The sequence below is a fragment of the Bacillus sp. ISL-7 genome (genome assembly GCF_018613065.1).
Genome location: NZ_JAGGQW010000056.1, coordinates 1 through 24,183, shown reverse-complemented (window position 1 = coordinate 24,183; position 24,183 = coordinate 1). Strand labels below are relative to the sequence as shown.

The window sequence follows — 24,183 nt, the reverse complement described above, 5'->3', positions numbered from 1 at the left end:
CCTATACATTTATATAAATTAAGTCGGGGAGCTTGGTAAGCAGGAGGACCAAGAAAAAGTAAATTAGTTTCTGAAGTAGAGTATATATTCAGGGAATTCCTGAACGGTCGTTGAATGATGACTTTTTTTGGTCAGCTTCTTGTTTTAGGTAAAGGAAAGCATTAAACTATTTATTTGTTTCGGCCATTTTTTTTATGGACGAACGCATACAATGATTAACCTGCTACTTTATTCGCTTTCTGCTCTCTAACCATATCCTTGTTCTTTTTCACAGAGATTTTATTTATGGAAAGCGTTATGAGAAATGAACATATTAAACTTCCAGCCATTGCGATGATAAAGCCTGTCATATTATTGGATAAAAGTTTTGCCATAAATGATGGAACATAGGCCGTTCCACGAACATAAAAAGTCCAACAAGTAATCCGCCTAATCCGGATGAGAGGATTGCTCCAGCAAAGATATATTTGTTGGAAAACATAAACGGATAAGCGGCTTTACAAAGGTACCTAAGCCCATATTAATGGCAAAACCAGGTGCAGCCAATACTGCTTCACCTTTATCTCGAGGTGAAACAATATTGGCAAGGGTAATCCCCGCTGATACCATTACCAATCCTACCATATCAACGGCACCTAAGAAGCTGTTTCCTGGCTTTCCATTTCTAACAGTACAATCGGAAGGATAGCCGCGTGATAGACACCGCCAATAATAGCTGGCCAAATTAACAGCCCAGCAATGAGTCCAGCAGGTGTCCCCTTAGTAGAAACAAGCAGGCCTAATAAAGAGCGGATTCCTTCACCGAGCTATAAGACGACTGGCGCGTTGAGGAAAAAGACTGCCAAACCAGAAATCAACCCGGCAATTCCACCTGCTGCAATATTGACGGTTGTAGCGGGGAACTTCCACTCAACACACTTTCTAAATATGTATTGGACCAACAGTCCTGCTAAAATACCCCGATAATACCTCCAATAATTCCGCCTTTCACTGATAAGACTCCGGCGACAATCCCTGCCACAATCGATACATCATCAAGGTCCGCTACTTGTTTAGCTGCGACGACGGCAAGTATAACAGGGAGGGCGTTAATCATAAGATCAAATACTTCTCCTAGCATCGTTAATCCAGGAATCTTGTTGAAAGCTAAAACAAGGGCCATGGCAATAAAACTTGGAAGAGAAGACAGCATCATTCCCCGAAAATTGATTCGTTGAAATGGCTGACCAGAGGAAGCTGCTAGTTGATTGTTGTTAATTGCTTTAGTAGATAGGCCGGTAAGGCACACCACTTTGACGACGAAAGATCAATCAAATGTCCCGACAAGGTAAGTTTGTAGTGGAAGTTCCTGCTGATTTAAAACAATCCCAAATCATTTTCTTCTCCCATCACTCTCGACTGATTGAACTAATGAGAGAAGTAACAACCGAAAGTTCCTATCAATTAACGGAATTAAACACGGTATCAGTATAAGAGGGATATTGAAGCTGTCTCTTTAGCCCTTGAATAGGTGGGGAAACAAACTGGAAAATTGTAGAAAATAATATAGTAGCGAACAAAGTATGATTTCGTATAGATCGATCTATTTATTCTAGAAAGCAAAACGTATGTTCCTTATATTATGGCAAGTATCAGGGAGCCGCTGCTGGATAATCGCTACAGCAGTTATATACAGGAGTCTCCTGTTTACTTCCAATTTAATGATCGGGATTTGGCAAGGAATATCCGGAAGCTGGTTTCAAAAGGGAATGGCAGGGAGATTGCTGACACCATTGAAAATGGAAAAATTAGACCTTCTAAAAAATTGGTTGAAACAGTTGGATCATTAATTGAAGGCAATGAAGAGTTTGTTTTACTAGATGAACAGAAGGTTGCTTATGAAAAAGTAGTAAGTAAATACAGCCAATTCAAGGCACAGACGGATCAAAAACATGTCATTATAATAAAAGGCGGCCCAGGTACAGGGAAATCGGTCATTGGACTAAATTTAATGAGCTATATGCTAAAATCGAAAGCTTATGTGGAGTATATAACTCCGAATCAAGCATTCAGAGAAGTCCTTCGTAAAAAGTTAATTGGTTCTTCAGGTCATGTGGAAGTAAGAGATTTGTTTAAAGGATCTGCATCATATGTCCATGCACCTGAAAATTATTTTGATGTCCTTATATGTGACGAAGCTCATCGTCTAAAAGAGCAAGGCCATATGAAAAAGAAGATCGAAGGTGAAAATCAAGTAACGCAAATTATTAGATCATCGAGAATAAGTGTGTTTTTTATTGATGACTTCCAGAAAATTTCTAAAAAAGATATTGGAAGTGTGAAAGAGGTAGAAAAAGAAGCGGCTAGATTTGGAGCTGACATCCACACTGTCGAACTTGAATCCCAATACCGCTGCTCAGGATCAGGAAATTACATCTCATGGCTAGATAGCATACTCAATAATAATGAAGAAACATTTAAGCTTGAAGGGGATTTTGATTTTAAAATTGTTTCTAGTCCACAAGAATTGAAAGAAGAAATTGTTGATAAACGAGGGGGCAGACTGTTAGCTGGTTACGCATGGGATTGGACAAAAAATATGGTGGATGGAAAACTTGCGGAAGATGTAGTCCTAAAGGAGCATAACTTTGTCTTGCCATGGAATGACCCAAATAGAATTGACTGGGCCATACATCCAGAGTGTGCAAATCAAATCGGGTGTATTCACACAGTCCAAGGTCTGGAAATGGAATATGTCGGTGTGATTATTGGAAAAGATTTGGGCTATGATGAAGAAACTAAACAGCTCATTATAAGAAGAGATGAGTTTAAGGATAAAGGCGCAAAGCCTGCTAAGCCGAAAAAAGGACAGCTGGATCCACTAGTAGAACTTGTTCGAAATACATATAAAACATTGATGACCAGAGGGATGAAGGGTTGTTATGTTTATTGTTGTGATAAGGGGTTGGAACGATATATCCTAGAACATATGTAGATTATAGATATAAATTTAAAAGACTGAACAATAATATTTTAATTAATCCAGAACTTCCATATTCGTCGAAATAGTAATCGGTTTAATTTATCACTGTTATCAGGTGTCCCACGCGGTCTTCAAAACTGCTTGAGACCTGCGTGCCAGGTCTGGTGGGTTCGATTCCCACGCAGTCCCGCCAAAATAAGATTCTTAATGAGTTATCAAATTCTCACCGACACAGTCTTTTGTTCATTTTGAACGACACTGTGTGCGACCGAGAAGCTAAAACTGTGGTGTGTTCAGAGCCTTCAAATTATTATATTTGGAGGTTTTTTGTGTGCGTAAAAGTGTGAGAAAACATGGAAGTGTATTAGCCCCACCTACGCTTTATACCTTGACGGGCACACTTGCTATCCATCTATTTTTCATTATAAAGAAAATCTAATTCATTTTTAAAGTTTTCCATAATACAAGTTTTTACAATTACTTTAAGTATAGAGCATCAATTTGAATTTCTCCCCAATAGCCTTTTGACTTTTCGGCAAACCATTTGATAATAAAGGTGCCAGATGCCATCCAATATCTGGATGGCATCTGGCACCTTGTTCATGAAGTATAAATAGGAAGTGTTATTCTTATCGTTGTTCCTTTATTTAAAACACTATTTATCTTAATTTTCCCATTCATTGTCTCTATTGTTTTTACAACAACCATTGAACCTAATCCAGTCCCCTTTTCTTTAGTGCTATAATAAGGTTCGCCAAAACGGTTTATTTGTTCTTTGCTCATTCCAACACCGTTATCGCTTATCTCGATACTGATATCGAGTTTACTTACGAGTGTAACTAAACTAAGCTCCCCACCGTTTGGCATAGCCTCTATACTATTTTTAATCAGGTTTAAAAAACATTGCTTGAAATGTTGAATATTTCCGCGTGTAATTCCTGGCACTAACTCTTCTGATATCTTCACCGAATTCATATTGGCCAATGGTTTCGTCATTTCAATAATACTTCTTATTTCACGATCTATAAAAATAATACCTATATCTTCGGTTGCAGGTTTAGCATATGCTAAGTAATCACTAATAATTGTCTCTGCAGATTTAAGCTCTCTAACCACATGTTGAAAGTACTGTTCTCTAACTTCTTGAGAAAGGTTAGGGGCTTTTAGGAGATCAATAAACCCCTTTACAACTGTTAATGGATTTCTAACTTCGTGGGAAATACTCGCTGCTAACTGGCTAACAACTTCCATCTTTTCTAGCTTTGCTATTTTTGACTTTATACTAATTGCGTCACTTAATATTTCTATTATATATACAACGAAAAACATGACTACTGGAGGAAGGAAAATAAAATAAAACATATAAGCTTCAGTCACCCTAAATGAATCAGATATGATAACAGCTATAGAAGTTGTTAGTATTCCAAGACACAAAGATAACAGAACTGAGAAAATAAGCTTATTTTTTCTATTGAACATGCTGAACTTTTTTGAAAGAAGTGCCGTTATAATAAAGATCACGAAATAAACAATAAGAGTTAGAGAATTGAATCCATAAATAAAAAATCTAATCGCCAACGAAATTATCAACAAGGCAGCCCCGACAGGCCATCCGCCATAAAGTATACCAATTAAAAAAGGAATTTGCCTTAAATCATGTACACAATATTCATCAATATAAATAGGGAATTTCATACATAAAATACTTGGTAAACTCATGCATGCTGTAATAAGGATTTTTTGATAATTTTTAATCGTTTTAAAATTATCAATTAAAACGAAGAAAACAAAAATACTTACTAAAATGTAAAACAAGTTATCTAAAACATTTTGATTAATATAAATAAAGTCCATAGTAAATATCCTTTGTCAAAATTTATTAACAAATTTAATTATAAGGGATAAGTCCAATAAAAGAGAGCTTTTTTTATTTAAGTGAAAAACTCCCAATAATGGATATTAACCTACTAGTTAAGCTTCAATGTTATGACCAAAAAAAATATATTACTAGAACAAAGTTCACTGTAACGCCCTGAAAAGTCTTGTTTCATACGATTGTTCCACACACAGATAATTGAGAAAAAAGATTATGCTCCTTCAAATTATACAAAAAAAACATTTGCAGTAGTTTTCACATTTTTGATTGCTGTTTGTAGAAAAAAATAAATCCAGCCATAGACTTACTCACCTTTTCATCGCTCTAATATCTGTAAATCTGACGTGGATGCGCGGTCTTACGGTACTCGTACTAACCGTCACAAAAAGCCAAAGCAGCAAGTGTAAAATTACATATGCATCTTTTATTAATATTCAAAAAACAAGGGGAAATATTGGTGCCATGCTTGGTGCCTAAATTTTTTAAATTACAAATCACAAGAATACACTAGGAAGCAAGAAAGCCTGAATTATCAGTACTTGAGGGTATATCAAGGTACTGAACAATTGAAACAGCAAGGGAAAGGGTATTTTATTATTACCGATACGGCAAACCCAACGAAGATTCACCATGTAACCTGCAGTTTTGTGAGTTCTAATAATTTCAAAATACAAGTTATCGATGAAGACGATTTCAATTTTTCAAACCAATAGTACTCTCCATTTTTGTTGTTTTATAAGTTTCGAGACTTGGCTGGCAGACACATGATTTATTGACAGCGAAAAATAAAAATTCAAAATTAAAAAGCTCCCCAATTAAAATGGAGAGCTTACTTCGTTTTCTTTACCAATTTGTCTGGATGATTGTTTAATAGCTTTTATGAGATCACTAAAACAAAGCATTAGTTCAAACATTAGAAGAATTATACCAATACGCCTGCGTTTAAGATCGTGTCAATCACAAAAGATCCAATAAATAAATGGGTATGGATAAGGGATGTTAAAGTATAAAACATTGCAAAAGTAAAAACTCTACTCCACTGCGTAACATCATAAATAAAGATAGCTTTTTTAAAACCATAGTGTTTAATCCGTTTAAAAAGCCTGTAGATTTCAATAGACTCAACCGTTATGAAAATAGTAAGGGCTGCTCTCCATATCCATCTTATGGTTTCAATACTAATGATGCCTGTGACTAAACAGGCAATCCCGGAAATAGATAAAGCCCCATGTAAAATGCAGTTCGTATTGTTCCAATCCATTTCAATAGACCAAGAATTTTTTATGTATCTATTTATAATAAAGAAAACACAAACAAGATAAAAACAAAACCCTATGATTAGTAAGGATAGGTTAAAGATGTCCGGAAATTCTTTGAAAACAGTGTTAAGTAAAAGGACTATCGATTGAGTGCTAACCGTAGTAAGAAGAAGAATTCCATGGACATTCCGATATGATTTTGTCCGAGAAATTTCTAAAAAAGTTTTTACACTGATCCCAATATAAATAATCCACAGGACCATATTAATAATAGCAATAATGACCGAAATAAATCCCCATTGGAAAAATTGTTTATAAAATAAAATGCCATTAATAGATGTACCAGCAACCCATGTACCAATCCCAAAACGATTGATTAGATTGGAATAATGGATGTCTTTAAATTTTCCATCCAGACTAGCAATAATAAACGAAAGAATAAAGGCAAACCAAAGGGATAGGTTAATAATGCTTAGAATTTTTCCAAAAATGTGTTGGAAGAACTGGATTCCAAAATAGTTTAATAGAACACCTTGCGTAACAATCCCAAATGCCATAACCATGGCCATGGTAGAAGTTCTAATATAAAGTTTTTTAAAAGTGAAAAATAAAATAATACAAACCATAATGAAAATCAATATCAATAAATAAACCAAATTTATCACCATATAGTTTTAGATATTAAACAAGTATACCATCAATATATCCAGAGGTCTGCACATTTAATTGTATTGGAAGGGATATGTCATAAATGTGGTAATGAGGTGGCAAGAGTTATTGACTAGAAGGAGAAATGATCAATAATGCAAATCACATTTGAATATATTTTTACACTTGGTAATGACGGACTTGAAAATAATCAATACAAACATATCCATTATCCAGAACCGTTATGTAATTTAGGAGTTCGCTCAGTTAAATTGACTGAGCGATTTTTTTATAATGCAAAACTAGACTTACTTTATTTCAGTTTGTATAAAAGGAACTAAAATACTCGATGGTAGTAGACGAATATTACATCTTCCCCAAATTTCGTTCGCTGCTTCAATGTCCCGCCGAATTCACATGGTCCTATGCTGACAAGAATGGGACATGGGATCGTACCATGTCCCTGCTTTTGTCATTTAACTCGACAAGATCATTATGTTTTTTTGAAGAGCTTACTATTAGGTCTGCCCTAATTAAAAGCAGAAAGCAATTGCACCGATAATGATTAATAAAATAAACAACACGATGATAATGATAAAACTTCCCCACCCACGAACATTAGCACAATGTCCTTGAAAAGGAGTCGCATAGCCGTAAGACATTGGAGCCTGGGGAATAGCATTAGAGTAATCACTAAGATAAGGGATTGCGTTATTATACATTGAAACACTACCTTTCGATTGTATGGAGGGTAATTAGGCTAACACCCTTTATAATATACTTAGAGATGAAATTGGAGCCCGTATATATAAAATTATTGAGTGAGTGCCGGTCACCGCTCGAGTTTTGAAGATTTTTGTCGAAATAAAAAAAGTGCAGCCACCCTTCAATGAGTGTATGGAGACTCACTTTTCTTGAAAATTTTACAAAGATAATTAATTGTGCCTAGTAATTTATGAATTGGAGGCCTATCTATAAAAAGAAAGTTTTTTCATAAAAATGATGATCAGTTTGTTCAATAGGAATTAGTCCAGAGTTTCTTGAATATATGTAGGTAAAAAGTGTAAATGGAGAGATAATTATGGCTTTTGTTGCGATCTATACTGTCGGTAGACTAAAACATCCGTATGAGCATCCTGCCTCTCGTGAGTTTTTTGAGGTGGGATACGAAGTGATTCGCCAGGCTGCTAAATCAGGGCATCTTATAGAGGAGTTTTCACCAAATGGAGTGCCATTCCCTGAGGAAGTTATCCAAGGGGAGGGTGTTCCTATTCTTACACTAACGGTATGGAAAAGCCTTCAATCTTTATATCGTTTTACGTATTCAGGTCAACACAAGCAAGCCATACGAGACAGGAACAAGTGGATTGAAACTCATCAAGAGAAACAACCTACATATGTGGTGTGGTGGACGGAGAAGGTGAAGGATGTATCCTGGGAGGAGGCATTCAAGAGATACAACAATTATATTCAGCATGGACCCACTCCTTTTGCGTTTGACTATAAGCACGCATTTGATGAAGTAGGAGAGACGTTCTTGGTTAATAGAATGTACTAATTATAAAAACAGATCACCTTCAAATGGGTGATAATTATTTACTAGTATCTGTTTTTTAATCTTTTGTATCCAGTGTATGAAAAAATTGTTTTTACAAAAAATAATAAAGCAACAGGTCATTAACTAGGAGGTAAGACAATGCCTAAAGTTGAAGTATCTTGTGCGATTTCCAACTGTTCGTTTTATGGACAAGGAAATGTTTGTACAGCGGAAAAAATTATGGTTGAACTAGATAACCATGCAAGGTATGATACAGAAATGTCTGCCGAATTAGGTGAAAAGAATCATATCGATACGGCAGGTCATTCAGCCGAAACCTGTTGTAAAACCTTTAAACCTAAACGCAGATCTTAGATAAACGATTTACCTGTGGATTGCATTTTTTCGGAAAATGCTTTCCACAGGTTTTCACCTAATTAAACGCTATCTTCCTTATAGTAACAGGGGTATCCTTGTATGCCTGTAAGATGCCATGTTCCTTTATTTGTTCTTTTCTTACTGCCCTATAAGGCAGTTTTACTTCTAATTCACCTTTCAGAGGGGAGAAGGAGAGCGAAACCGTTTCTTGGTTTTTCCAATGAGCATCGATGGGTTTGTCCGTAACAAAAGGAAATAACTGTGGAAATCCATTTCGAAAAAAGGGATGTATCCTTTTATTATCTCCAGGTTCATTTAAACAAATATACAGGGAAAGATAATCACAAAATTTTAACAGATCTAAGTGGTACATTAAAGTTTCATTCTTATTCTCGTTTCCCACTATTTGCAATCCCTTTAAAAGTTGCTCCTGTCTTTGCTTTTCCTCATTCCAAAATTCCCTGACCGCGGGTTCTGTAGCATCCTGGATGAATGATGAATAGTGTAAACTGCATAAAAGTCCAGCATACTTGCTCATTTTTTCAACTTCATTCAATCCCTTTTTATAAAAAGAAATTTTAAGCACTATCGGGTAGTCGATAAAAGAGTACGGCATCTCCGTTTTATCATTCCATACAGGAGACGTATCCAGTTCTATCCAGCCTCTGTCATGTTCTTGGATCGCCAGTTGCACTTCTTGGGTTCGTGTATGATCAAAAAAATAATCATCTTTACAGTTTCGTGCGATTTCCCCTGCAATTTTGGCGTGATCATTCTGAGTTACCATAAAATAGCTTTGTTCTCTTTCCATTATAATCATTTTCGTGAATCCTTTCTTTGCAAAACTACACCAGTTTGTATTTCTCTTGTTTTTATATTTACCACTTATCCAGCAAAATATCTAAACGAGCACCAAAAGCGAATAGAAGGAAGCCGGTATGAAGTAAGGGAACCTTTGTTACAGCCCCCTTCAAAGACACCCCTGTTCCTCGTACGCTAACCCCATTTTTTCAACCCTCAGTTATTCCTGCTAATTAAAAATTCTAATCATTTTGGAAATTGCCTTAAATGAAATAAAAAAATTTAAAATAGTTTGAATTGTTAGTCATTTTTGATTATGATTAAATCAAAAATGACTAGGTGATGAAAATGAATAAAAGCTGGGATGATTCGATACTTTTAAACCATATTTTAGAACATTCTTTTGATGAGATCTTTATTGCGGATGCAACGGGAATGGTTTTATATGCAAGTCAATCTACTGAAACAGTCTTTGGTATTCCGTGTGAGCAAATCGTTAATCATAATATTTTCGAACTTGAAAAACAAGGACTTTTTTCTCCCTCTGTCATTGCAAGCGTGTTAAGAACTAACAAGGAAGTAACGCTAATTCAAGAAACAAATCATAATAGAAAACTAATCATTTCCGGATATCCGGTTTATGATCAATCAGGAATATTAATAGGCGCTACGAGTTTTTCAAGAGATATAACCGAATTTGAGTCTTTAAGAAAAGAAAATGAGCAAGTAGCAAAGGCATTACTAAAATTTCAAGAAGAAAATGAAAAATTACGAAAACAGGCGACTCAACAATTTTTTATAAGTAATGGAAAAATGGAAAAAGTATTTGAAGTTGTGTCAAAGGTAGCAGATATAAACGTTACTGTATTACTCGAGGGTGAGTCGGGGGTTGGTAAAAACCATATTGCTTATAAAATTCATCAAATGTCATCAAGAAAGGCTGAACCCTTCATTGATGTAAACTGTGGTGCAATACCTGAATCTTTATTTGAATCAGAGCTTTTCGGTTACGAGGAGGGAGCTTTTACCGGGTCTAAAAAAGGGGGTAAGAAGGGGTACTTTGAAATAGCAGGAAAGGGAACTCTTTTTCTAGATGAAATTGGTGAACTGCCATTGAATCTTCAGGTAAAATTATTGTCGGTTTTGCAAAACCAAACCCTAATGAGAATTGGAGGAACAAAAAAAATTGAGGTAAATTGCAGAATTATTTGTGCTACAAATCAAAACTTAGAAAAGATGATCATGGAAAGGAAATTTAGAGAAGATCTTTATTACCGAATCAATGTCGTAAAAGTAGAGATTCCACCACTAAGGGAACGAAAGGAAGAAATCATTCCATTAATTTACGAGATTAGTGAACAATTGAATCGTAAATATCAATTGAATACATATTTTACCCCAAAAATGGCTGCTTGGCTAAGCCAGCAAAATTGGCCGGGAAATGTCAGGGAATTACGAAACTATATTGAAAAGAAAATGATCACATCTAGTGGAAACGAAATAGACCTTGATTGGGGAGAAGAGGAAACAAAAAAGGATTCCTTCACCCCATCAACGAAAGAAATTCCCTTAAACGATTATTTAGAAACACTTGAAAAGGAGTATATTGTGCGAATGTATCATAAATATCCTAGTAGCATTAAACTTGCAGAAATATTGGGAATCAGCCAATCTACTGCCAATCGGAAAATACTAAAATATGTTGAGCAAAGGTAGTCGTTTTTGACTACAAAGTTCTCTTAAACGCTGACTTTATTAGTTGGCATGAAAATTGCACTCTTTAAGAATAGAAACTTAAAGGAGGCTATTTTATGTCAAATCAAGATGAAAAGCAATTTTTGAATTTACCTTTTACTGGTATCTGCACTTTTGGAAAATATCCTGTTTGTTCAGATATTAATGAACTAGATGCGGATGTAGCCGTTATTGGAGTTCCAAATGATATGGGTACTCAATGGAAATCTGGAGCAAGAATGGGTCCAAGGGGGATTCGTGAAGGATCTACACTTTACAGTTTTGGATTAAATGGTGCTTACGATATTGAAAAAGATATTACGTATTTGGGGCCAAGATGGAAAGTAGTAGATTGCGGGGATGTGGACATGGTTCATGGAGATATGATGCAATGCCATGAAAATACAGAAGAAGCCATTAGAAAGATTGTTTCAAAAGGAGCGATGCCGGTTGTATTAGGCGGAGATCACTCCATTACCATTCCAGTCGGCAAAGCTTTAGAGGAGTTAGGACCTTTTCATGTTATTCAAATCGATGCACATTTGGATTGGGCGGATCATCGTTCCGGGCAAAGGTATGGGCATGGTAGCTGTATCCGTCGTTTATCTGAAATGGACCATGTTCAGAAAATTTTCCAATTTGGAATTAGAGGAATTTCCAGCAGTTTGAAGGAAGATGTGGATGCAGCACGAGAATATGGAAGTGTTATTTTATCACCGCGCCAAATTAGGAAAATGGGAATTGAAAGTGTTTTAGAACTACTTCCAGAAGGAGAAAAATACTATATTACCCTAGATATTGATGGTTTGGATCCTTCAGTAGCACCCGGAACAGGTACCCCTTCACCAGGAGGATTTATTTACGATGAAGTAAATGAATTGCTTGAAGGAATAGCTAAAAGAGGAAAAGTGATTGGCTTTGATTTGGTCGAAGTAGCACCGCCATATGACCCAGCTGGAATGACCGGTCAAGTAGGTGCACGGCTTGCATTGGATTTACTCAGCTTTGTTTTAAAGGAAAAAGAAAACATAGATGAACGCAAGTTGAATAAGGAAGAAGTTCACTCCTAAGATAAGTCACCAAAATAATATATTTCAGGGGGCAGATCTATGAAAATTGAGACAAGAAGTATTGAGTATATTCCAGCCAATGAACGTCATGGAAAACCAAGAGGATTGTTTGCAGTTTGGTTTGCTGCAAATATGCATATTACCACACTTGTGACAGGAGCATTATGTGTCACTTTTGGCTTAAATCTTTTTTGGAGTGTTGTAGCTATTATTGTTGGTAATTTAATAGGGGCCATTTTTATGGCTTCACATTCTGCTCAAGGACCTAAACTCGGTATCCCCCAAATGATTCAAAGCCGTGCACAATTTGGTGTTATTGGAGCCGTGATTCCCTTAATTCTAGTTATTTTCATGTACTTGGGTTTTTTTGCAAGCAGTGGTTTGTTAGGTGCACAAGTATTGAGCAGTGCCTTAGACCTTAATTTAACTTTGAGCATCATTGTTCTTAATATCATCACTTTTATCGTGACAATGATTGGCCATGATCTTATTCATAAGATGCAAAAGTATTTGACTTGGGTGTTCTTTCTTGTTTTCATAGCTGCTACGTTTATTGTCTTCCAATTACCCGTTCCGTCTGGAAGCTGGTCTCCAGCTGAGTTCAATCTACCAATCTTTATGTTAAGTGTTAGTGTAGTAGCAACCTGGCAGATCTCATTTGCACCCTATGTCGCTGACTACTCAAGGTATTTGCCAATTGATACCAATTATTCAAAAACGTTTTGGTATACGTATGCAGGGACTGTTTTGGGCACTGTTTGGATGATGGTTTTAGGAGTCTTACTGACTACGGCCATTCCGAATTTCCTAAGTAACTCTGGCACGAATCTCGCTAATCAGTTTGGAAGTTTTTCGTTTCTTTTAATTGCTGTGATCATCCTAGGTCAGTTCTCCATCAATGTTTTTAATTTATATGGCGCCTTTATGTCAACCATATCTACAGTTGAGCCTTTTTCAAAAATAAAAGTAACCCCAAAAGTAAGGATGTTCTTTATCTTTGGAATAGGAACAGTTGGAACTTTACTGGCTATTTGGGGTCAGGGAAATTTCTTGTCCAATTTTATCAACTTTATCTTATTTATAAGTTACTTTTTAATTCCATGGACAGCTATTAACCTGATTGATTTTTATGTCCTGCGTCACGGGGAGTATAGTATTAAAGATATTTTTGATTTAAATGGAAAGTATGGAAAAGTAAACAAAATTACTGCTCTATCCTTCCTCGTTTCAATTATCGCCGAAGTTCCATTTATGAACACATCGTTCTATGTAGGACCTGGTGCGAAAGCAATGGGGGGAGCCGATATAGCCTGGATATTAGGATTGGTGGTTCCATCAGTACTCTATTATGTAATGATGAAAAGAAAATTGAAGGAACCGTCCCAGGTACCAATCCCGTATGACGAGAGTAAAACTTCTTAAAATTAGTTAAGTAATGAAGTAGAAAATGGAATTATTTTTAAAGGGGTAGGGAGCGGGAATATGTGATTCCTTTTCTATCCTTTTTTTGTTCACTAGACTTCATAAGTACCGATTAGCTAAAATAAATCCTTACAAACGTTTGGAACTGTACCCCCAAAAACAGGAAAATCTTATGTGGCCTTGTATAGATAAACTAGCAAAACTAACAGTACAATGTCTAAACGAGCACCAAAAGCGAATGGAAGGAAGCCAGTGTGCAGTAAGGGAACCTTTGTTAATAGAATGGCTGCAATCATAATACCAATTAAAGGTACCACTGCATTTTTAACAGCTTTATTAACCAATAGTAGAATTCCGCAAACCATTTCTATTAAAATGACAAGCTTTAACATCATGTGGGGATAGGGAAGTCCTAATCCGAGAAAATGATTTGCTACTTCGGTACTCATTAATTTCATAAGTGCTGAGGTAATAAAAACATAAGCAATAGAAATTCTAATAAGTTTATTTGAATATAAAATAAAAATCCCCCCTTTGTATATCTTTATGCAAGAAGAGGGACAGACCATTACAAAAAACTAACATACAATATAACTGATCGAAATTAAAATGACAAGTTTTTGTTGATAATATTCTGACAGCTAGGGACGGTTTAGCTCTTTGTGAATAAAATGAATGGTAACAATAATGATGTACATGCCTATTGGCTGAGCTACTCTACTCAAAGAGAATCTTGTTTCGATGATGGAAAATGGATAGTGATGTGCGGAGAAAACGGTGTGAGGGACACATGCATGAAGGGGAAGTCACAAAAATAGTGTACAGTAAAACTCCACAGTGAGGGTTGTCATGTTATAAAAGGATATGAGTGCCGGTAAAAAAGGGTTAAAAGCTTGAGGATGATTCCCTCAAGCTTCGCTTTTTTGTGTTGAATACATCATTCACTCGTTGGTTTTTGTTGATGATAGGGAAGAGTTTTCTCTACTTCTGCTACTTGTTTATAGATTCCTTCCATATCCTTCAGATCTTTCTTGTAATCATAGGTCTTTAGCTTTTTGTTTTCTACAATCAATTTCCCATTGACGATGACATCGATTACATTTTGCGGTCCTGCTGCATACGCTAACGTTGCATACGGATCATAGGTTGGAAAGGTATTAGGCGCATGAGTGTCTACAATAATAATATCTGCATATTTCCCAACTTCTAGTGAACCGATTTTTTTATCCAGCCCTAGAGCTTTTGCTCCACCAATTGTGGCAAGTTCGACAACCTTACTTGGCGGCATCACGCTTTGATCTTTGTTGACCAATTTGTGAATTCTTGCCGCATATCCGGCTGTTCCGAATACATCCATGGTGTTCGAGCTCATTGGCCTACTCCTTCTTCACCAATACTTCTAAACGCAACCATTGGAACATGATTATGAGTATTAATCATTCCCGGCATCACAATATTACCATTGGCATTAATGACTTTAGATGCTTTATATTGTTTTTCCAAATTCTCATCGCCAATTGCAATGATTTTCTTATCCTTTATTACAACTGTCCCTTTGACAAAGGCATCCTTTTTCGCATTCATGGTTAAGATGTGCCCATTCTTTATCACAAGATCTGCCTTTTGATTATTCCCTGGGATTCTTGCTGCTTCCACACTCATCGCTTTCGTATTAGGATAAAAGGCTCCTATTAAAATAGATGCTGTAACCAAAACGACCATCGACAATTTATACAGTATTCTGAGTCTCATTTATTTCCTCCTATAAATGTACCTTAATAACCTTCAGACTATAAAAAATTACCCATCATCATTCAAAATATTTATGTGTGGATACGATTTAGAAAAATATAATGATTCTTTTATTTTTATAATAGGCTGTGTTAAAGGTAATTGTTTTTGATATTGTAACCGTGTTGATTGGAGCGGAAGGCGCGAGACTCCTGCGGGAGGCTCCCCGAACCCGCCCTCGGAAAGCGAAGCGCCTGGACCAAAACAACATGCTAGTTTAAAGCAGCCTAATTATAAAAAACAAAAGGACTATTCGCGTAAATAGCCCTCTTGTGAAATCTATTCATTCTTTTTAAAGATCTTAATCTCGTAATCTGTCAATGACAGTACATTCCCTTGCACCTCTGCGAATTAATCGACGTGCTGCTGCTAATGGGATTTCGACAAGAACTGCTTCGTCCGTGTCGTTTTCTACATCAAACACTGCAAATGCCTCTCCATCTACAATCAAGATACAAATAAATTCTACTTCTACATCATCAGATCTTGGAATGCGAGTTGTAATTTCACATCGATGGACTCCTGCATCCAACAATGTCCTAGCCTCTTGTCGTGATATACGAATAAACACGAATTCCTCGAATGCAACATTACCTGCTTCCACTTCGATTTCTACTAAAAGAAAAAAGCGATTTCTGATTTGTACAATACAATTTGCTCCTATTGAAATAACGTCCTCTATATTCATAAAATTTCACCTCCCTTTCTACATTAAATGTAGGAGTAAATTGGGAGGTGTGGACAACTTGTATTAATAATTTAAATTATTTGTCTCTCTTTATGGCTTATGGATGGGATGGTAACCACTGTTTATATGGAAAGAACCATGAAAATGACAAAATGCATATAGAAAAAGTACTCATTTTGTTTTTTATGTATAAGTAATCTTTATCATTTGTACAAATTTAAGCACTTATTCTGTAAAAAGCTTGATATACCAATAAAAAATGACTATCAAATTAGTTTACAATTTGTTAGTCATTGTTGGTTCCATTTTTAATGTTAGCGATAGGGAACGGAACCCGTTACTGTTTTCGAGATTATTTAGTCACAAAATAGGTTTCACCTAGAATTTCCTTCACTTGATAACTGGTGGATGAAAGTTCTTTTTCAGCAAAAGCGTTAATTTCTGTTTTTTCAAGATCGTACATTACCTCAATCTCTTTCGAAAATAAAAGCTTTTCTTTTTCAAGCAGGCTAGAAAGTGCTGGTTGTTGTTTAGGTTGGAGAGTCTCTGAATCTAGTACTTGTTTTAGCCCTGCAACATAGTAATCTAATGGGCGAGCACCAACAATCTTCACACCTTTATTTTCCTCATTTATCATTACAATTGTTGGAAACCCTCTGGCACCTAATTTGGCAGCTAGCACGAAATATTCATTTAATAATTGCTGTCCGCTTGGCAGCTCCGCTTCTTTTACAATTGCTTCTCCATCAATTCCAAGATTATTCACAATTTCAACTAAAACCGACTTCTCTGCAATATTTTGATTGAATGCGAATACTGCTTCTCTCACACGGCGTAAAAACACACGAGCCAACGCTTCATTTTGCTTTTGAATGACTTTAAATACAATAGATGGGGGATAGGATGAGTGAATCGGGTTGTCATACCAAAGTGTGCCATCAATTGGCATGCGCGTATATTCACCAACTTCTCTCCAATGTCCAGCAACATCAGACGGTTTGGCGATTCCGTTTGCTGGGTCGACAGGTCCATCGCCCCATTTTTCTAATAATCCTCCCATAACCGTATGGAAGGTAAAGTTATCGCCATACTGCTCTTCAAAACGACTGAGCACTGGCTCTTGTGCCCAACAGTGGGAGCAAATTGGGTCGGTGACATAATAAAGATTAATCGTTTTTTGGGGTTGATTAAAGTCAATCATCTCCATTCCCTCGTCTCCTGCGCTTCCACAAACCCCTGTTTCCAAATCGCACATCATATTATTTTTGCTATTCATTTTTATCACTCCTATTTTTTAATTAAATCTTATCTTTATTCTCAATTGCCCACTTCTGGATAGGCTGTAAAGCAGAAACAAGTGCTTGCCCTTTTTCGGTTAATTTATATGAAATCGTTACGGTTGGTGAATCTATCACTTCTTTCTTAACCAGACCATACTCAATTAGTTCAGTTAACCTCATGGATAAGACTCTGGGCGTAATGTTAGAAATTTCTTGAACCATTTCTGTAAAACTGGTTGAATTGTTTTCACAAAGGGACAAATAGTGAATGATTAACCCGTTCCACTTTTTGCCTAGTATTTGGAATGAGTATTCTAAATAAGGGCAAATCTTAATAAAAATCACCTCCTAAGAGATCGAAACACTCGGTATAAAAAGTATACTAGATATATAAAATATATCAAGTGCGTGCCTGTGTCACAACTCGAATTTTGTCGAACGCGCATGCTTTATAAATTGAAAGACCAGTAAAAGAGTGTCAGGCACCAACTGTTACGAATATCAAATTTTTTTCTGATATAATGAACTCTATAAAAAATGGTTTGGGGAGGGGAAAACTTATGCCATTAGAAATTGTTCGCCATGATCTTATAAAGATGAAGGTGGATGCGGTTGTTAATGTACAAAAGAGAACCAGTGAGGATGAACGTGCTGAAAAAGTACTTTTCGTTATAACCACGGATGGGATGGAAAATGCCAGCCGTGAATTCACAGCCGACAAAATCAAAAAAATGGTTCAACACCAAAAGGAGAAATATGGCTGGGAATTCCTATTCCTTGGAGCCAATATCGATGCCATTTCGACTGCTGCTCGATTTGGAATCGATGAGGACTTCGCCGTTGATTACCACGCGGACAATAAAGGAACGCAATTAAATTATGAAGCGGTAAATGAAGCCGTGGTCAATCTTCGAAGTGGCAAAAAGATAGATCGAAGCTGGAAAAAAGGAATTGAAAAGGATTATAATCGCCGTTCGAAGAATGAATAAATTAATATCTATTTTAAGGACACCTTCTGTTTAGATAAACAAAGGTGTCTTTATTCTTCCAAAAAGTCTTTTTCGTGATGTAAGTCACAAATTTGGTTTATTATTTACACTATAATAATAGTAGAAACTACTCCATTCAAGAAAAAGAGGGAATTGATGATGTCGATTGCACTAGACCAGGAAAAAGTGAATGAATTGGTTGATCGCTTTTATGAAAAACTGTTAAATAATTATATGAAAAGTGTCAGTTTCTTTTGAGAACTGGCACTTTTTTACATTATTGACTTAGTAAAAGGCAAATGATGATGAATTACCTTTTTAATTTACTCTAGATAGTTTTAAAGTTTTACAGTAAATACCTCATCTTGGGAAGTTAGTAGATTATGTTACTATAAAAATAAATTTAATAAAATTCGAAAGAAAGGCTGTTTTTATGAAAAAGAAACTAATTTATAGTGGAGTTGGAATTTTGTTAGTGTTCCTTTTATTACTTGGAACCTATAAGTTAATGAATTCTAGAACCTTCCAGTTATTTGGTCGATTAGCCGACCAGGTGGAGACCAATCAAAAGGTAGTCGCATTGACTTTTGATGATGGACCAACAAAAAATGTAGAAAAAATTCTACCCTTGTTAAAACAATACAATGTAAAAGCGACATTTTTTTTAATCGGTAATGAAATTGAAAAAAATCCTGAAGAAGCTAAAAAAATTGTAAGTGCAGGGCATCAAATTGGAAATCATACATATTCCCATCAGCGGATGGTTTTTAAATCAACTTCATATATAAAGAAGGAAATTGAAAAAACCGACGAACTAATTCGTGAATCCGGGTATAAAGGTAAAATTGATTTCCGACCTCCGAATGGAAAAAAACTCGTAGGCTTGCCTTATTATTTATATAAGAATAATAGAGATACGATCACTTGGAGTCTTGAACCAGATACTTACTACACTTCTGCCACTGACAAAGTGAGTTATGTGAAAAAGAATGTAAAACCTGGTTCTATTATCTTGATTCACCCCATGTATGATGGTACTGGCGAAGAACTAAATACTATTAAAGGAATATTGCAATCATTATCAAACGAGGGATATAAATTCATTACAGTTAATGAACTATTGAAATTGAAGAAGTAAAAGTCAGGATGTTATTTTCAAACATTCCTTGGAATAGCCCAATTACGCAATATAAAACGTTGAAGCCCAGAGTGATGAAGGGTTGTTATATATAATGTTTAAACTTCCACGTATAAGCTAAAGATAATGCTATCCAAGGAACAGTAAGGAAATCACTTTATGTTACATACTTTGGTTCGTGGTTTTTAGCTACTGTTATTCGGGCAGATAAAGGTGGTTAATATGTGGAATTCTATTGTTTCCTATCTTCCAGATTGGAAAGTTTTTATACAAGCTTTTATCGTGTTTTTCATTCCGTACATGATCTTCAGATTTTTTAATTGGATTCGCAAGGAAGAGTGATGAAAATGCGAGAACGGAAATTAAAGGTTAGAAAAAAAGAAAAACAACCTAACAAAATTGAAGATCAACAGGAATCTAAGCCTCAAGGCTCAAATCATCTGTTTACAGATGATTTCACTTTAAACCTAGAATTAGTTAGACAAGAAATCGGTCATAACTGGGACGTGCACTTTCGAGAGTTTAATATTGGGCGTACCGGCATTCGAGCATCCATTATTTTTGTGGATGGATTATCAGATAAAGATCTGATTAATAAACATATTATGACATCATTGATGGTTGATTTCACAACAGAATATAAACAGGAGCTATCCTTTGTGAAGGGAAGCAATTTAAACAAATTTGTAAAAAATCATGTGCTACCTATTAGTGAAGTAGAAGAGATTGGTTCTATTAAAGAGTTAGTATCAAAAGTAATAACAGGTTCTACCGCGCTTTTAATTGATGGATCATTAGATGCGCTAATCCTTGGTACAACCAAATTAAAAACAAGGACGATTGAAGAGCCAGTATCAGAGGCATTAGTCAGAGGTCCACGGGTCGGTTTCACTGAATCCTTAAGTGATAATACATCTTTTTTGAGAGGGAATGGTGAAATTGAAAATTTATCGTTAGTAAAATTTCAAGTAGGAAAGCGTTCAAAAAAAGACTTAGTTGTCGCTTACATAAAAGAAATTGTCGATCCGGAATTAGTACAAGAGGTAGAAAAGCGAATTAAGAAAATTGATCTTGATAATGTGCCAGAATCAGGTTATGTAGAGCAGCTTATCGAAGATAATTATCTTAGTCCTTTTCCACAGGTACAGAGTACAGAGCGTCCTGATCGTGTGATTGCTGCCTTGATGGAAGGGCGGGTATCCATTTTACTAGATGGGACGCCTTTCGCTTTGATCGTTCCAGTTACCTTTAGCATGATGTTACAATCACCAGAAGACTATTATGAAAGGTGGATTCCTGGCACGTTCATCCGTTTACTTCGTTATCTAGCAGCCATTCTGGCTCTTTTTACACCGGCTTTGTATATTGCATTTATCTCGTTTCATCCAGGATTGATTCCTACTAAGTTAGCCATTTCCATTATAGGGACGAGGTCTGGTGTTCCATTTCCTGCACTTATCGAAGCGTTATTTATGGAAATATCGATCGAAATTTTAAGGGAAGCTGGACTTCGGTTACCGAAGCCAATTGGTCCAGCAATGGGAATTGTCGGTGGGTTAATCATTGGTGAAGCGGCTGTACAGGCAGGGATTGTTAGCCCCATTTTGGTGATAATAGTGGCTTTAACTGCGATCTCATCTTTTGCCATTCCTCAATATAGTGCAGGGATTACATTGCGTATTCTTCGCTTCGTAGCCATGCTTTGTGCTGCCATACTTGGATTATATGGAGTCATTCTATTTCTCCTTTTCATGACAAGCCATTTAGTGAAACTAAAAAGTTTTGGCGTGTCTTATATGAGTCCAGCCGTTCCTTATCGTTTAAGTGAATGGAAAGATTTGATGGTTCGCATGCCCCTTATGATGATGAAACGTCGTCCAAAGATGATGCATACGAAAAATCCTATACGTAAAGGATAACCTAATGTGAAAGGAACATGAAAGGATGATTGTCAGCCCAAAAGATCGAATTACCACAGCACAAGCAGCTGTTATCATCAGCAACTTTATACTTGGTTCAGGAATCCTCACACTTCCCAGAACAGCTGCAGAGAAGGTGAATACACCAGATGTATGGATAAGTGTTATTTTAGGCGGGCTGATCGCGATAATCGCAGGGGTGATCATGGTCAAATTATGCCAACAGTTTCCCCAAAAAACAATTTATCAATACAGCCGTGAAATTGTAGGAAAATGGGTGGGCGGGTTACTTAGTTTACTTATAGTATGTTATTTTCTTTTAACTTCCGGGTTTCAACTCCGTTCAATGGCGGAAGTAATAAGGTATTTTTTGCTGGAAGGTACCCCTATCTGGGCAATTATGATGCTATTTATGTGGGTAGGTCTCTATCTGATCATAGGCGGTATCAACCCGATTGCCCGTCTGTTTGAAATTGTATTACCTATTACGATTTTCCTTTTTTTGCTAGTAGCCTTTATGAGCCTAAAAATATTTGAGATCGATAATTTACGCCCGATATTAGGGACCGGTTTCATCCCTGTGCTAAAAGGAGTAAAGGCGACAACTCTCGCATTTACAGGTCCTGAAGTCCTGCTGGTCCTCATGGCGTTTATGCAACAGCCAAACAAAGCAGTAAAAATGGTCCTAGTCGGAATTTCCGTTCCATTGATTTTTTATGTGATAACCGTTGTGATGGTGATCGGAGCGTTATCCGTCGATGAAGTGGTCACGAGAACATGGCCAACACTTGATTTGATACGAAGTTTTGAGGTAACCGGTTTGATCTTTGAACGGTTTGATTCTTTGTTGCTGGTGGTATGGATTATGCAAATGTTTACTACCTTTACCATCAGCTACTACGCAGGTGCTTTAGGGCTGGCTCAACTTTCGAAAAAGAACATTAGTTCAGTTATGTATGTTTTACTTCCGCTTATTTACGTCATTTCCATCACCCCAAAAAATATCAATGATCTATTTAAACTTGGGGATATGATTAGCAATTTTGCATTGTTTTTATTTGGTTTACTACCACTTCTCCTTCTTATTATCGCGAGATGGAAAGGAAGAAAACAATGAAGTTAAGTCATAACAATATACGATTTCTCTTGATTTCGCTGTCTGTCCTGTTACTCTTTTCTCTTACAGGCTGTTGGAGCAGTCATGAAATTGAAGAGCTAAGCTTAGGTGTAGGGGTGGCATTCGATATAGGGAAAAAGTCAACCATAGAGAAAAAGATAAACGAACAAGATGAAGGCTATTCCAAAAAAGATCAGATTACTACAACTTATCAACTTATTACCTCACAATTAGCAAGTTCAATGAGTAAAGAAGGGGAATCGCAAAAACAATCTTATGTTAATATTTCTGAAACGGGAGACTCCATCCTTCAAGAGGTTCGTGAATTATCATTAAGTACGGATCTTCCTTTTAATGCCAGTCACATGAAAGTCATTGTAATCGGTGATAAACTTGCACGATCGTATAGTTTAGATCGATTACTTGATCAATATCTTCGGGATAATGATTTTAGACCAAGCTGCCTTATGTTTATTAGTAAAGGGAGAGCTAGCAATACACTAGTATCAAAGAAAACTGGAGAAGTTCCAGCATTTCGTCTGTTTGGAATGGTAGATAATGCCTATCGAACGACAAGAATTTTGCCTCCTATCTCGATTATTAAATTAGACGGTAAGCTAAAATCAGGATCCAGTTTTCTTTTGCAAAATGTGATCTCGGCAAATGGAGAAGTGAAATTTGCAGGAGCTGCCGTGATAAAAGGAAAGACAAAAAAACTGCGTGGATTTTTAAATGAAGAGGAATTGGAGGGGATAACATGGTTAACAGGCAAGGGGAAAGGCGGTGTGGTGAAAAGTTTTGATAAACAGACTGGTGGGCTAATCGTATATGAGATAGAGTCTATGAAAAGTAAAATCACCTCTCATGTTAAGGGAAACAATATCTCTTTTGATGTAAACATCGAATCAGAAGGGCGATTATCTGAGAATTGGGTGGTTTCAGGTAACTCTTTTGATAATACATTCCTAAAAAGGGCAGAAGAATCCACCGAAAAAGAAGTAAAACGATTGGTTGATCATACAATTAAAAAAACGCAAAAGGAATATCGAGTAGACGTTGCTGGCTTTGGAAATCGTTTAAGAATTGAGCATCCGAAAGTATGGGAAAAAGTCAAAAAAGATTGGGATCAAACATTCAGTGAGGTTCCAATTTACTACAACGTAAAAATTACAATTAAAGATTATGGAGCGTCAGGTCACAAGTAAGCCTTCTTTTTTTACGGTACGAAAAAAGAATTATACTTCTTAAAACCCAAGCTAGAAGATATCTAAACTTTCTCACTTCACACTCTAATCATAATATCTAAACAATACTATATCACTTTAAATAATATTATGTATTTCATTTTAACCGATACTCATATATAATATTGTTAATTGAATATAAATAACTAGGGGTGCCCAATAAGTTGGGCTGAGAAAGAAACACGATGAAGTTTCTTGACTCTTGGGACCTGATCTGGATCATACCAGCGTGGGGAAGTTAGAATAGAACAATCTTCAAGCACCTCTACTTCTGCATACATAATAGCCGGGTCCAACCATTTATGGGCCCGGCTTTTTGATGTACTTTTA

General features: G+C 36.2%; 25 protein-coding genes and 1 riboswitch. Of the genes, 13 read left to right on the top strand and 12 right to left on the bottom strand.

The genetic code is table 11. The features are described 5' to 3' along the window. Positions 1–429 precede the first annotated feature (429 nt). The gene (locus J7E66_RS31990; protein ID WP_251033087.1) at positions 430–723 is read right to left on the bottom strand and encodes a hypothetical protein; all 294 of its coding nucleotides are present in this window, start codon (positions 721–723) and stop codon (positions 430–432) included. Positions 724–949: 226 nt separating this feature from the next. Further along, positions 950–1,288, bottom strand: coding sequence for a hypothetical protein (locus J7E66_RS31985; RefSeq protein ID WP_251033086.1), 339 nt, complete (start codon positions 1,286–1,288; stop codon positions 950–952). A 26-nt stretch (positions 1,289–1,314) separates the two neighbouring features. Between J7E66_RS31985 and J7E66_RS22650 the strand changes: the two genes are divergently transcribed. Then, positions 1,315–1,473 (top strand): hypothetical protein, encoded by a 159-nt coding sequence (locus tag J7E66_RS22650; RefSeq protein ID WP_215004011.1) that lies wholly within the window; start codon positions 1,315–1,317, stop codon positions 1,471–1,473. Positions 1,474–1,621: 148 nt separating this feature from the next. Continuing rightward, positions 1,622–2,974, top strand: coding sequence for a DUF2075 domain-containing protein (locus tag J7E66_RS22645; RefSeq protein ID WP_251033085.1), 1,353 nt, complete (start codon positions 1,622–1,624; stop codon positions 2,972–2,974). A 588-nt stretch (positions 2,975–3,562) separates the two neighbouring features. Here the strand turns inward: J7E66_RS22645 and J7E66_RS22640 are convergent. Beyond that, positions 3,563–4,816, bottom strand: a complete 1,254-nt coding sequence (locus tag J7E66_RS22640) for a sensor histidine kinase (RefSeq protein WP_215004009.1) — start codon at positions 4,814–4,816, stop codon at positions 3,563–3,565. Positions 4,817–5,760: 944 nt separating this feature from the next. Next, complete coding sequence (locus tag J7E66_RS22635; RefSeq protein ID WP_215004007.1) at positions 5,761–6,666, bottom strand: TDT family transporter; 906 nt, start codon at positions 6,664–6,666, stop codon at positions 5,761–5,763. A 234-nt stretch (positions 6,667–6,900) separates the two neighbouring features. Here J7E66_RS22635 and J7E66_RS22630 point away from each other — a divergent pair, with 234 nt between their 5' ends. Further along, positions 6,901–7,086: a hypothetical protein gene (locus J7E66_RS22630; protein WP_215004005.1), complete on the top strand. Its 186-nt coding sequence runs from the start codon at positions 6,901–6,903 to the stop codon at positions 7,084–7,086. A 192-nt stretch (positions 7,087–7,278) separates the two neighbouring features. Here J7E66_RS22630 and J7E66_RS22625 read toward each other — a convergent pair whose 3' ends face one another. Continuing rightward, on the bottom strand, positions 7,279–7,407 hold the full coding sequence (locus J7E66_RS22625) for a YjcZ family sporulation protein (RefSeq protein WP_215004180.1): 129 nt from the start codon (positions 7,405–7,407) through the stop codon (positions 7,279–7,281). Positions 7,408–7,826: 419 nt separating this feature from the next. On the opposite strand from J7E66_RS22625, the gene J7E66_RS22620 reads away from it, so the two are divergent. Both J7E66_RS22620 and J7E66_RS22615 read left to right on the top strand, forming a co-directional pair. Further along, positions 7,827–8,303, top strand: coding sequence for a DUF3291 domain-containing protein (locus J7E66_RS22620; protein WP_215004003.1), 477 nt, complete (start codon positions 7,827–7,829; stop codon positions 8,301–8,303). A 138-nt stretch (positions 8,304–8,441) separates the two neighbouring features. Continuing rightward, a complete protein-coding gene (locus tag J7E66_RS22615; RefSeq protein WP_168244380.1) occupies positions 8,442–8,657 on the top strand; it encodes a DUF1540 domain-containing protein in 216 nt (71 codons plus the stop codon). 58 nt (positions 8,658–8,715) lie between these two features. Here the strand turns inward: J7E66_RS22615 and J7E66_RS22610 are convergent, their stop codons facing one another. Next, positions 8,716–9,480, bottom strand: a complete 765-nt coding sequence (locus J7E66_RS22610; protein WP_215004001.1) for a DUF3891 family protein — start codon at positions 9,478–9,480, stop codon at positions 8,716–8,718. A 329-nt stretch (positions 9,481–9,809) separates the two neighbouring features. Between J7E66_RS22610 and J7E66_RS22605 the strand changes: the two genes are divergently transcribed. From J7E66_RS22605 to J7E66_RS22595, 3 genes are all read left to right on the top strand, one after another. Next, entirely contained in the window at positions 9,810–11,177 is a 1,368-nt protein-coding gene (locus J7E66_RS22605) for a sigma-54 interaction domain-containing protein (protein WP_215003998.1), read from the top strand. Positions 11,178–11,272: 95 nt separating this feature from the next. Beyond that, on the top strand, positions 11,273–12,265 hold the full coding sequence (speB, locus tag J7E66_RS22600; protein WP_215003996.1) for an agmatinase: 993 nt from the start codon (positions 11,273–11,275) through the stop codon (positions 12,263–12,265). Between the two features lie 39 nt (positions 12,266–12,304). Then, the gene (locus tag J7E66_RS22595) at positions 12,305–13,687 is read left to right on the top strand and encodes a purine-cytosine permease family protein (protein ID WP_215003994.1); all 1,383 of its coding nucleotides are present in this window, start codon (positions 12,305–12,307) and stop codon (positions 13,685–13,687) included. A 170-nt stretch (positions 13,688–13,857) separates the two neighbouring features. Here J7E66_RS22595 and J7E66_RS22590 read toward each other — a convergent pair whose 3' ends face one another. The 6 genes from J7E66_RS22590 to J7E66_RS22565 form a co-directional block, all read right to left on the bottom strand. Next, the gene (locus tag J7E66_RS22590) at positions 13,858–14,181 is read right to left on the bottom strand and encodes a DoxX family protein (protein ID WP_308162570.1); all 324 of its coding nucleotides are present in this window, start codon (positions 14,179–14,181) and stop codon (positions 13,858–13,860) included. Positions 14,182–14,624: 443 nt separating this feature from the next. Further along, on the bottom strand, positions 14,625–15,059 hold the full coding sequence (locus tag J7E66_RS22585) for an amidohydrolase family protein (protein ID WP_215003991.1): 435 nt from the start codon (positions 15,057–15,059) through the stop codon (positions 14,625–14,627). Beyond that, positions 15,056–15,439 carry an amidohydrolase family protein gene (locus J7E66_RS22580; RefSeq protein ID WP_215003988.1) on the bottom strand — a complete coding sequence of 128 codons (384 nt, stop codon included), beginning with the start codon at positions 15,437–15,439 and terminating at the stop codon, positions 15,056–15,058. The genes J7E66_RS22585 and J7E66_RS22580 overlap by 4 nt, the downstream gene beginning before the upstream one ends. A gap of 340 nt (positions 15,440–15,779) precedes the next feature. Beyond that, positions 15,780–16,166 carry a hypothetical protein gene (locus J7E66_RS22575; RefSeq protein WP_215003986.1) on the bottom strand — a complete coding sequence of 129 codons (387 nt, stop codon included), beginning with the start codon at positions 16,164–16,166 and terminating at the stop codon, positions 15,780–15,782. A gap of 352 nt (positions 16,167–16,518) precedes the next feature. Further along, positions 16,519–17,442 (bottom strand): DsbA family protein, encoded by a 924-nt coding sequence (locus J7E66_RS22570; protein WP_215003984.1) that lies wholly within the window; start codon positions 17,440–17,442, stop codon positions 16,519–16,521. 22 nt (positions 17,443–17,464) lie between these two features. Next, a complete protein-coding gene (locus J7E66_RS22565) occupies positions 17,465–17,791 on the bottom strand; it encodes a winged helix-turn-helix transcriptional regulator (RefSeq protein ID WP_308162566.1) in 327 nt (108 codons plus the stop codon). Positions 17,792–18,006: 215 nt separating this feature from the next. Here J7E66_RS22565 and J7E66_RS22560 point away from each other — a divergent pair, with 215 nt between their 5' ends. The 5 genes from J7E66_RS22560 to J7E66_RS22540 all read left to right on the top strand — a co-directional run bounded on the left by J7E66_RS22560 (position 18,007) and on the right by J7E66_RS22540 (position 23,814). Beyond that, complete coding sequence (locus J7E66_RS22560) at positions 18,007–18,435, top strand: hypothetical protein (protein ID WP_308162565.1); 429 nt, start codon at positions 18,007–18,009, stop codon at positions 18,433–18,435. Between the two features lie 433 nt (positions 18,436–18,868). Continuing rightward, positions 18,869–19,573 (top strand): polysaccharide deacetylase family protein, encoded by a 705-nt coding sequence (locus tag J7E66_RS22555; protein WP_215003982.1) that lies wholly within the window; start codon positions 18,869–18,871, stop codon positions 19,571–19,573. 347 nt (positions 19,574–19,920) lie between these two features. Next, positions 19,921–21,492: a spore germination protein gene (locus J7E66_RS22550; protein ID WP_374103877.1), complete on the top strand. Its 1,572-nt coding sequence runs from the start codon at positions 19,921–19,923 to the stop codon at positions 21,490–21,492. A 25-nt stretch (positions 21,493–21,517) separates the two neighbouring features. After that, complete coding sequence (locus tag J7E66_RS22545; protein WP_215003978.1) at positions 21,518–22,609, top strand: spore germination protein; 1,092 nt, start codon at positions 21,518–21,520, stop codon at positions 22,607–22,609. Continuing rightward, a complete protein-coding gene (locus tag J7E66_RS22540; protein ID WP_215003976.1) occupies positions 22,606–23,814 on the top strand; it encodes a Ger(x)C family spore germination protein in 1,209 nt (402 codons plus the stop codon). Before J7E66_RS22545 ends, J7E66_RS22540 begins: the two co-directional genes overlap by 4 nt. Positions 23,815–23,991: 177 nt before the next feature. Then, a riboswitch (TPP riboswitch) is annotated at positions 23,992–24,106 on the top strand. Positions 24,107–24,183: the final 77 nt, after the last annotated feature.

Bases quoted from the DNA above. Each gene is read 5' to 3' on its own strand.
- J7E66_RS22650 (WP_215004011.1), top strand. From the start codon at position 1,315: ATGTCCCGACAAGGTAAGTTTGTAGTGGAAGTTCCTGCTGATTTAAAA.
- J7E66_RS22645 (WP_251033085.1), top strand. From the start codon at position 1,622: ATGGCAAGTATCAGGGAGCCGCTGCTGGATAATCGCTACAGCAGTTAT.
- J7E66_RS22640 (WP_215004009.1), bottom strand. From the start codon at position 4,816: ATGGACTTTATTTATATTAATCAAAATGTTTTAGATAACTTGTTTTAC.
- J7E66_RS22635 (WP_215004007.1), bottom strand. From the start codon at position 6,666: ATGGCCATGGTTATGGCATTTGGGATTGTTACGCAAGGTGTTCTATTA.
- J7E66_RS22630 (WP_215004005.1), top strand. From the start codon at position 6,901: ATGCAAATCACATTTGAATATATTTTTACACTTGGTAATGACGGACTT.
- J7E66_RS22625 (WP_215004180.1), bottom strand. From the start codon at position 7,407: ATGTCTTACGGCTATGCGACTCCTTTTCAAGGACATTGTGCTAATGTT.
- J7E66_RS22620 (WP_215004003.1), top strand. From the start codon at position 7,827: ATGGCTTTTGTTGCGATCTATACTGTCGGTAGACTAAAACATCCGTAT.
- J7E66_RS22615 (WP_168244380.1), top strand. From the start codon at position 8,442: ATGCCTAAAGTTGAAGTATCTTGTGCGATTTCCAACTGTTCGTTTTAT.
- J7E66_RS22610 (WP_215004001.1), bottom strand. From the start codon at position 9,480: ATGATTATAATGGAAAGAGAACAAAGCTATTTTATGGTAACTCAGAAT.
- J7E66_RS22605 (WP_215003998.1), top strand. From the start codon at position 9,810: ATGAATAAAAGCTGGGATGATTCGATACTTTTAAACCATATTTTAGAA.
- speB (WP_215003996.1), top strand. From the start codon at position 11,273: ATGTCAAATCAAGATGAAAAGCAATTTTTGAATTTACCTTTTACTGGT.
- J7E66_RS22595 (WP_215003994.1), top strand. From the start codon at position 12,305: ATGAAAATTGAGACAAGAAGTATTGAGTATATTCCAGCCAATGAACGT.
- J7E66_RS22585 (WP_215003991.1), bottom strand. From the start codon at position 15,059: ATGAGCTCGAACACCATGGATGTATTCGGAACAGCCGGATATGCGGCA.
- J7E66_RS22580 (WP_215003988.1), bottom strand. From the start codon at position 15,439: ATGAGACTCAGAATACTGTATAAATTGTCGATGGTCGTTTTGGTTACA.
- J7E66_RS22575 (WP_215003986.1), bottom strand. From the start codon at position 16,166: ATGAATATAGAGGACGTTATTTCAATAGGAGCAAATTGTATTGTACAA.
- J7E66_RS22570 (WP_215003984.1), bottom strand. From the start codon at position 17,442: ATGAATAGCAAAAATAATATGATGTGCGATTTGGAAACAGGGGTTTGT.
- J7E66_RS22560 (WP_308162565.1), top strand. From the start codon at position 18,007: ATGCCATTAGAAATTGTTCGCCATGATCTTATAAAGATGAAGGTGGAT.
- J7E66_RS22555 (WP_215003982.1), top strand. From the start codon at position 18,869: ATGAAAAAGAAACTAATTTATAGTGGAGTTGGAATTTTGTTAGTGTTC.
- J7E66_RS22550 (WP_374103877.1), top strand. From the start codon at position 19,921: ATGCGAGAACGGAAATTAAAGGTTAGAAAAAAAGAAAAACAACCTAAC.
- J7E66_RS22545 (WP_215003978.1), top strand. From the start codon at position 21,518: ATGATTGTCAGCCCAAAAGATCGAATTACCACAGCACAAGCAGCTGTT.
- J7E66_RS22540 (WP_215003976.1), top strand. From the start codon at position 22,606: ATGAAGTTAAGTCATAACAATATACGATTTCTCTTGATTTCGCTGTCT.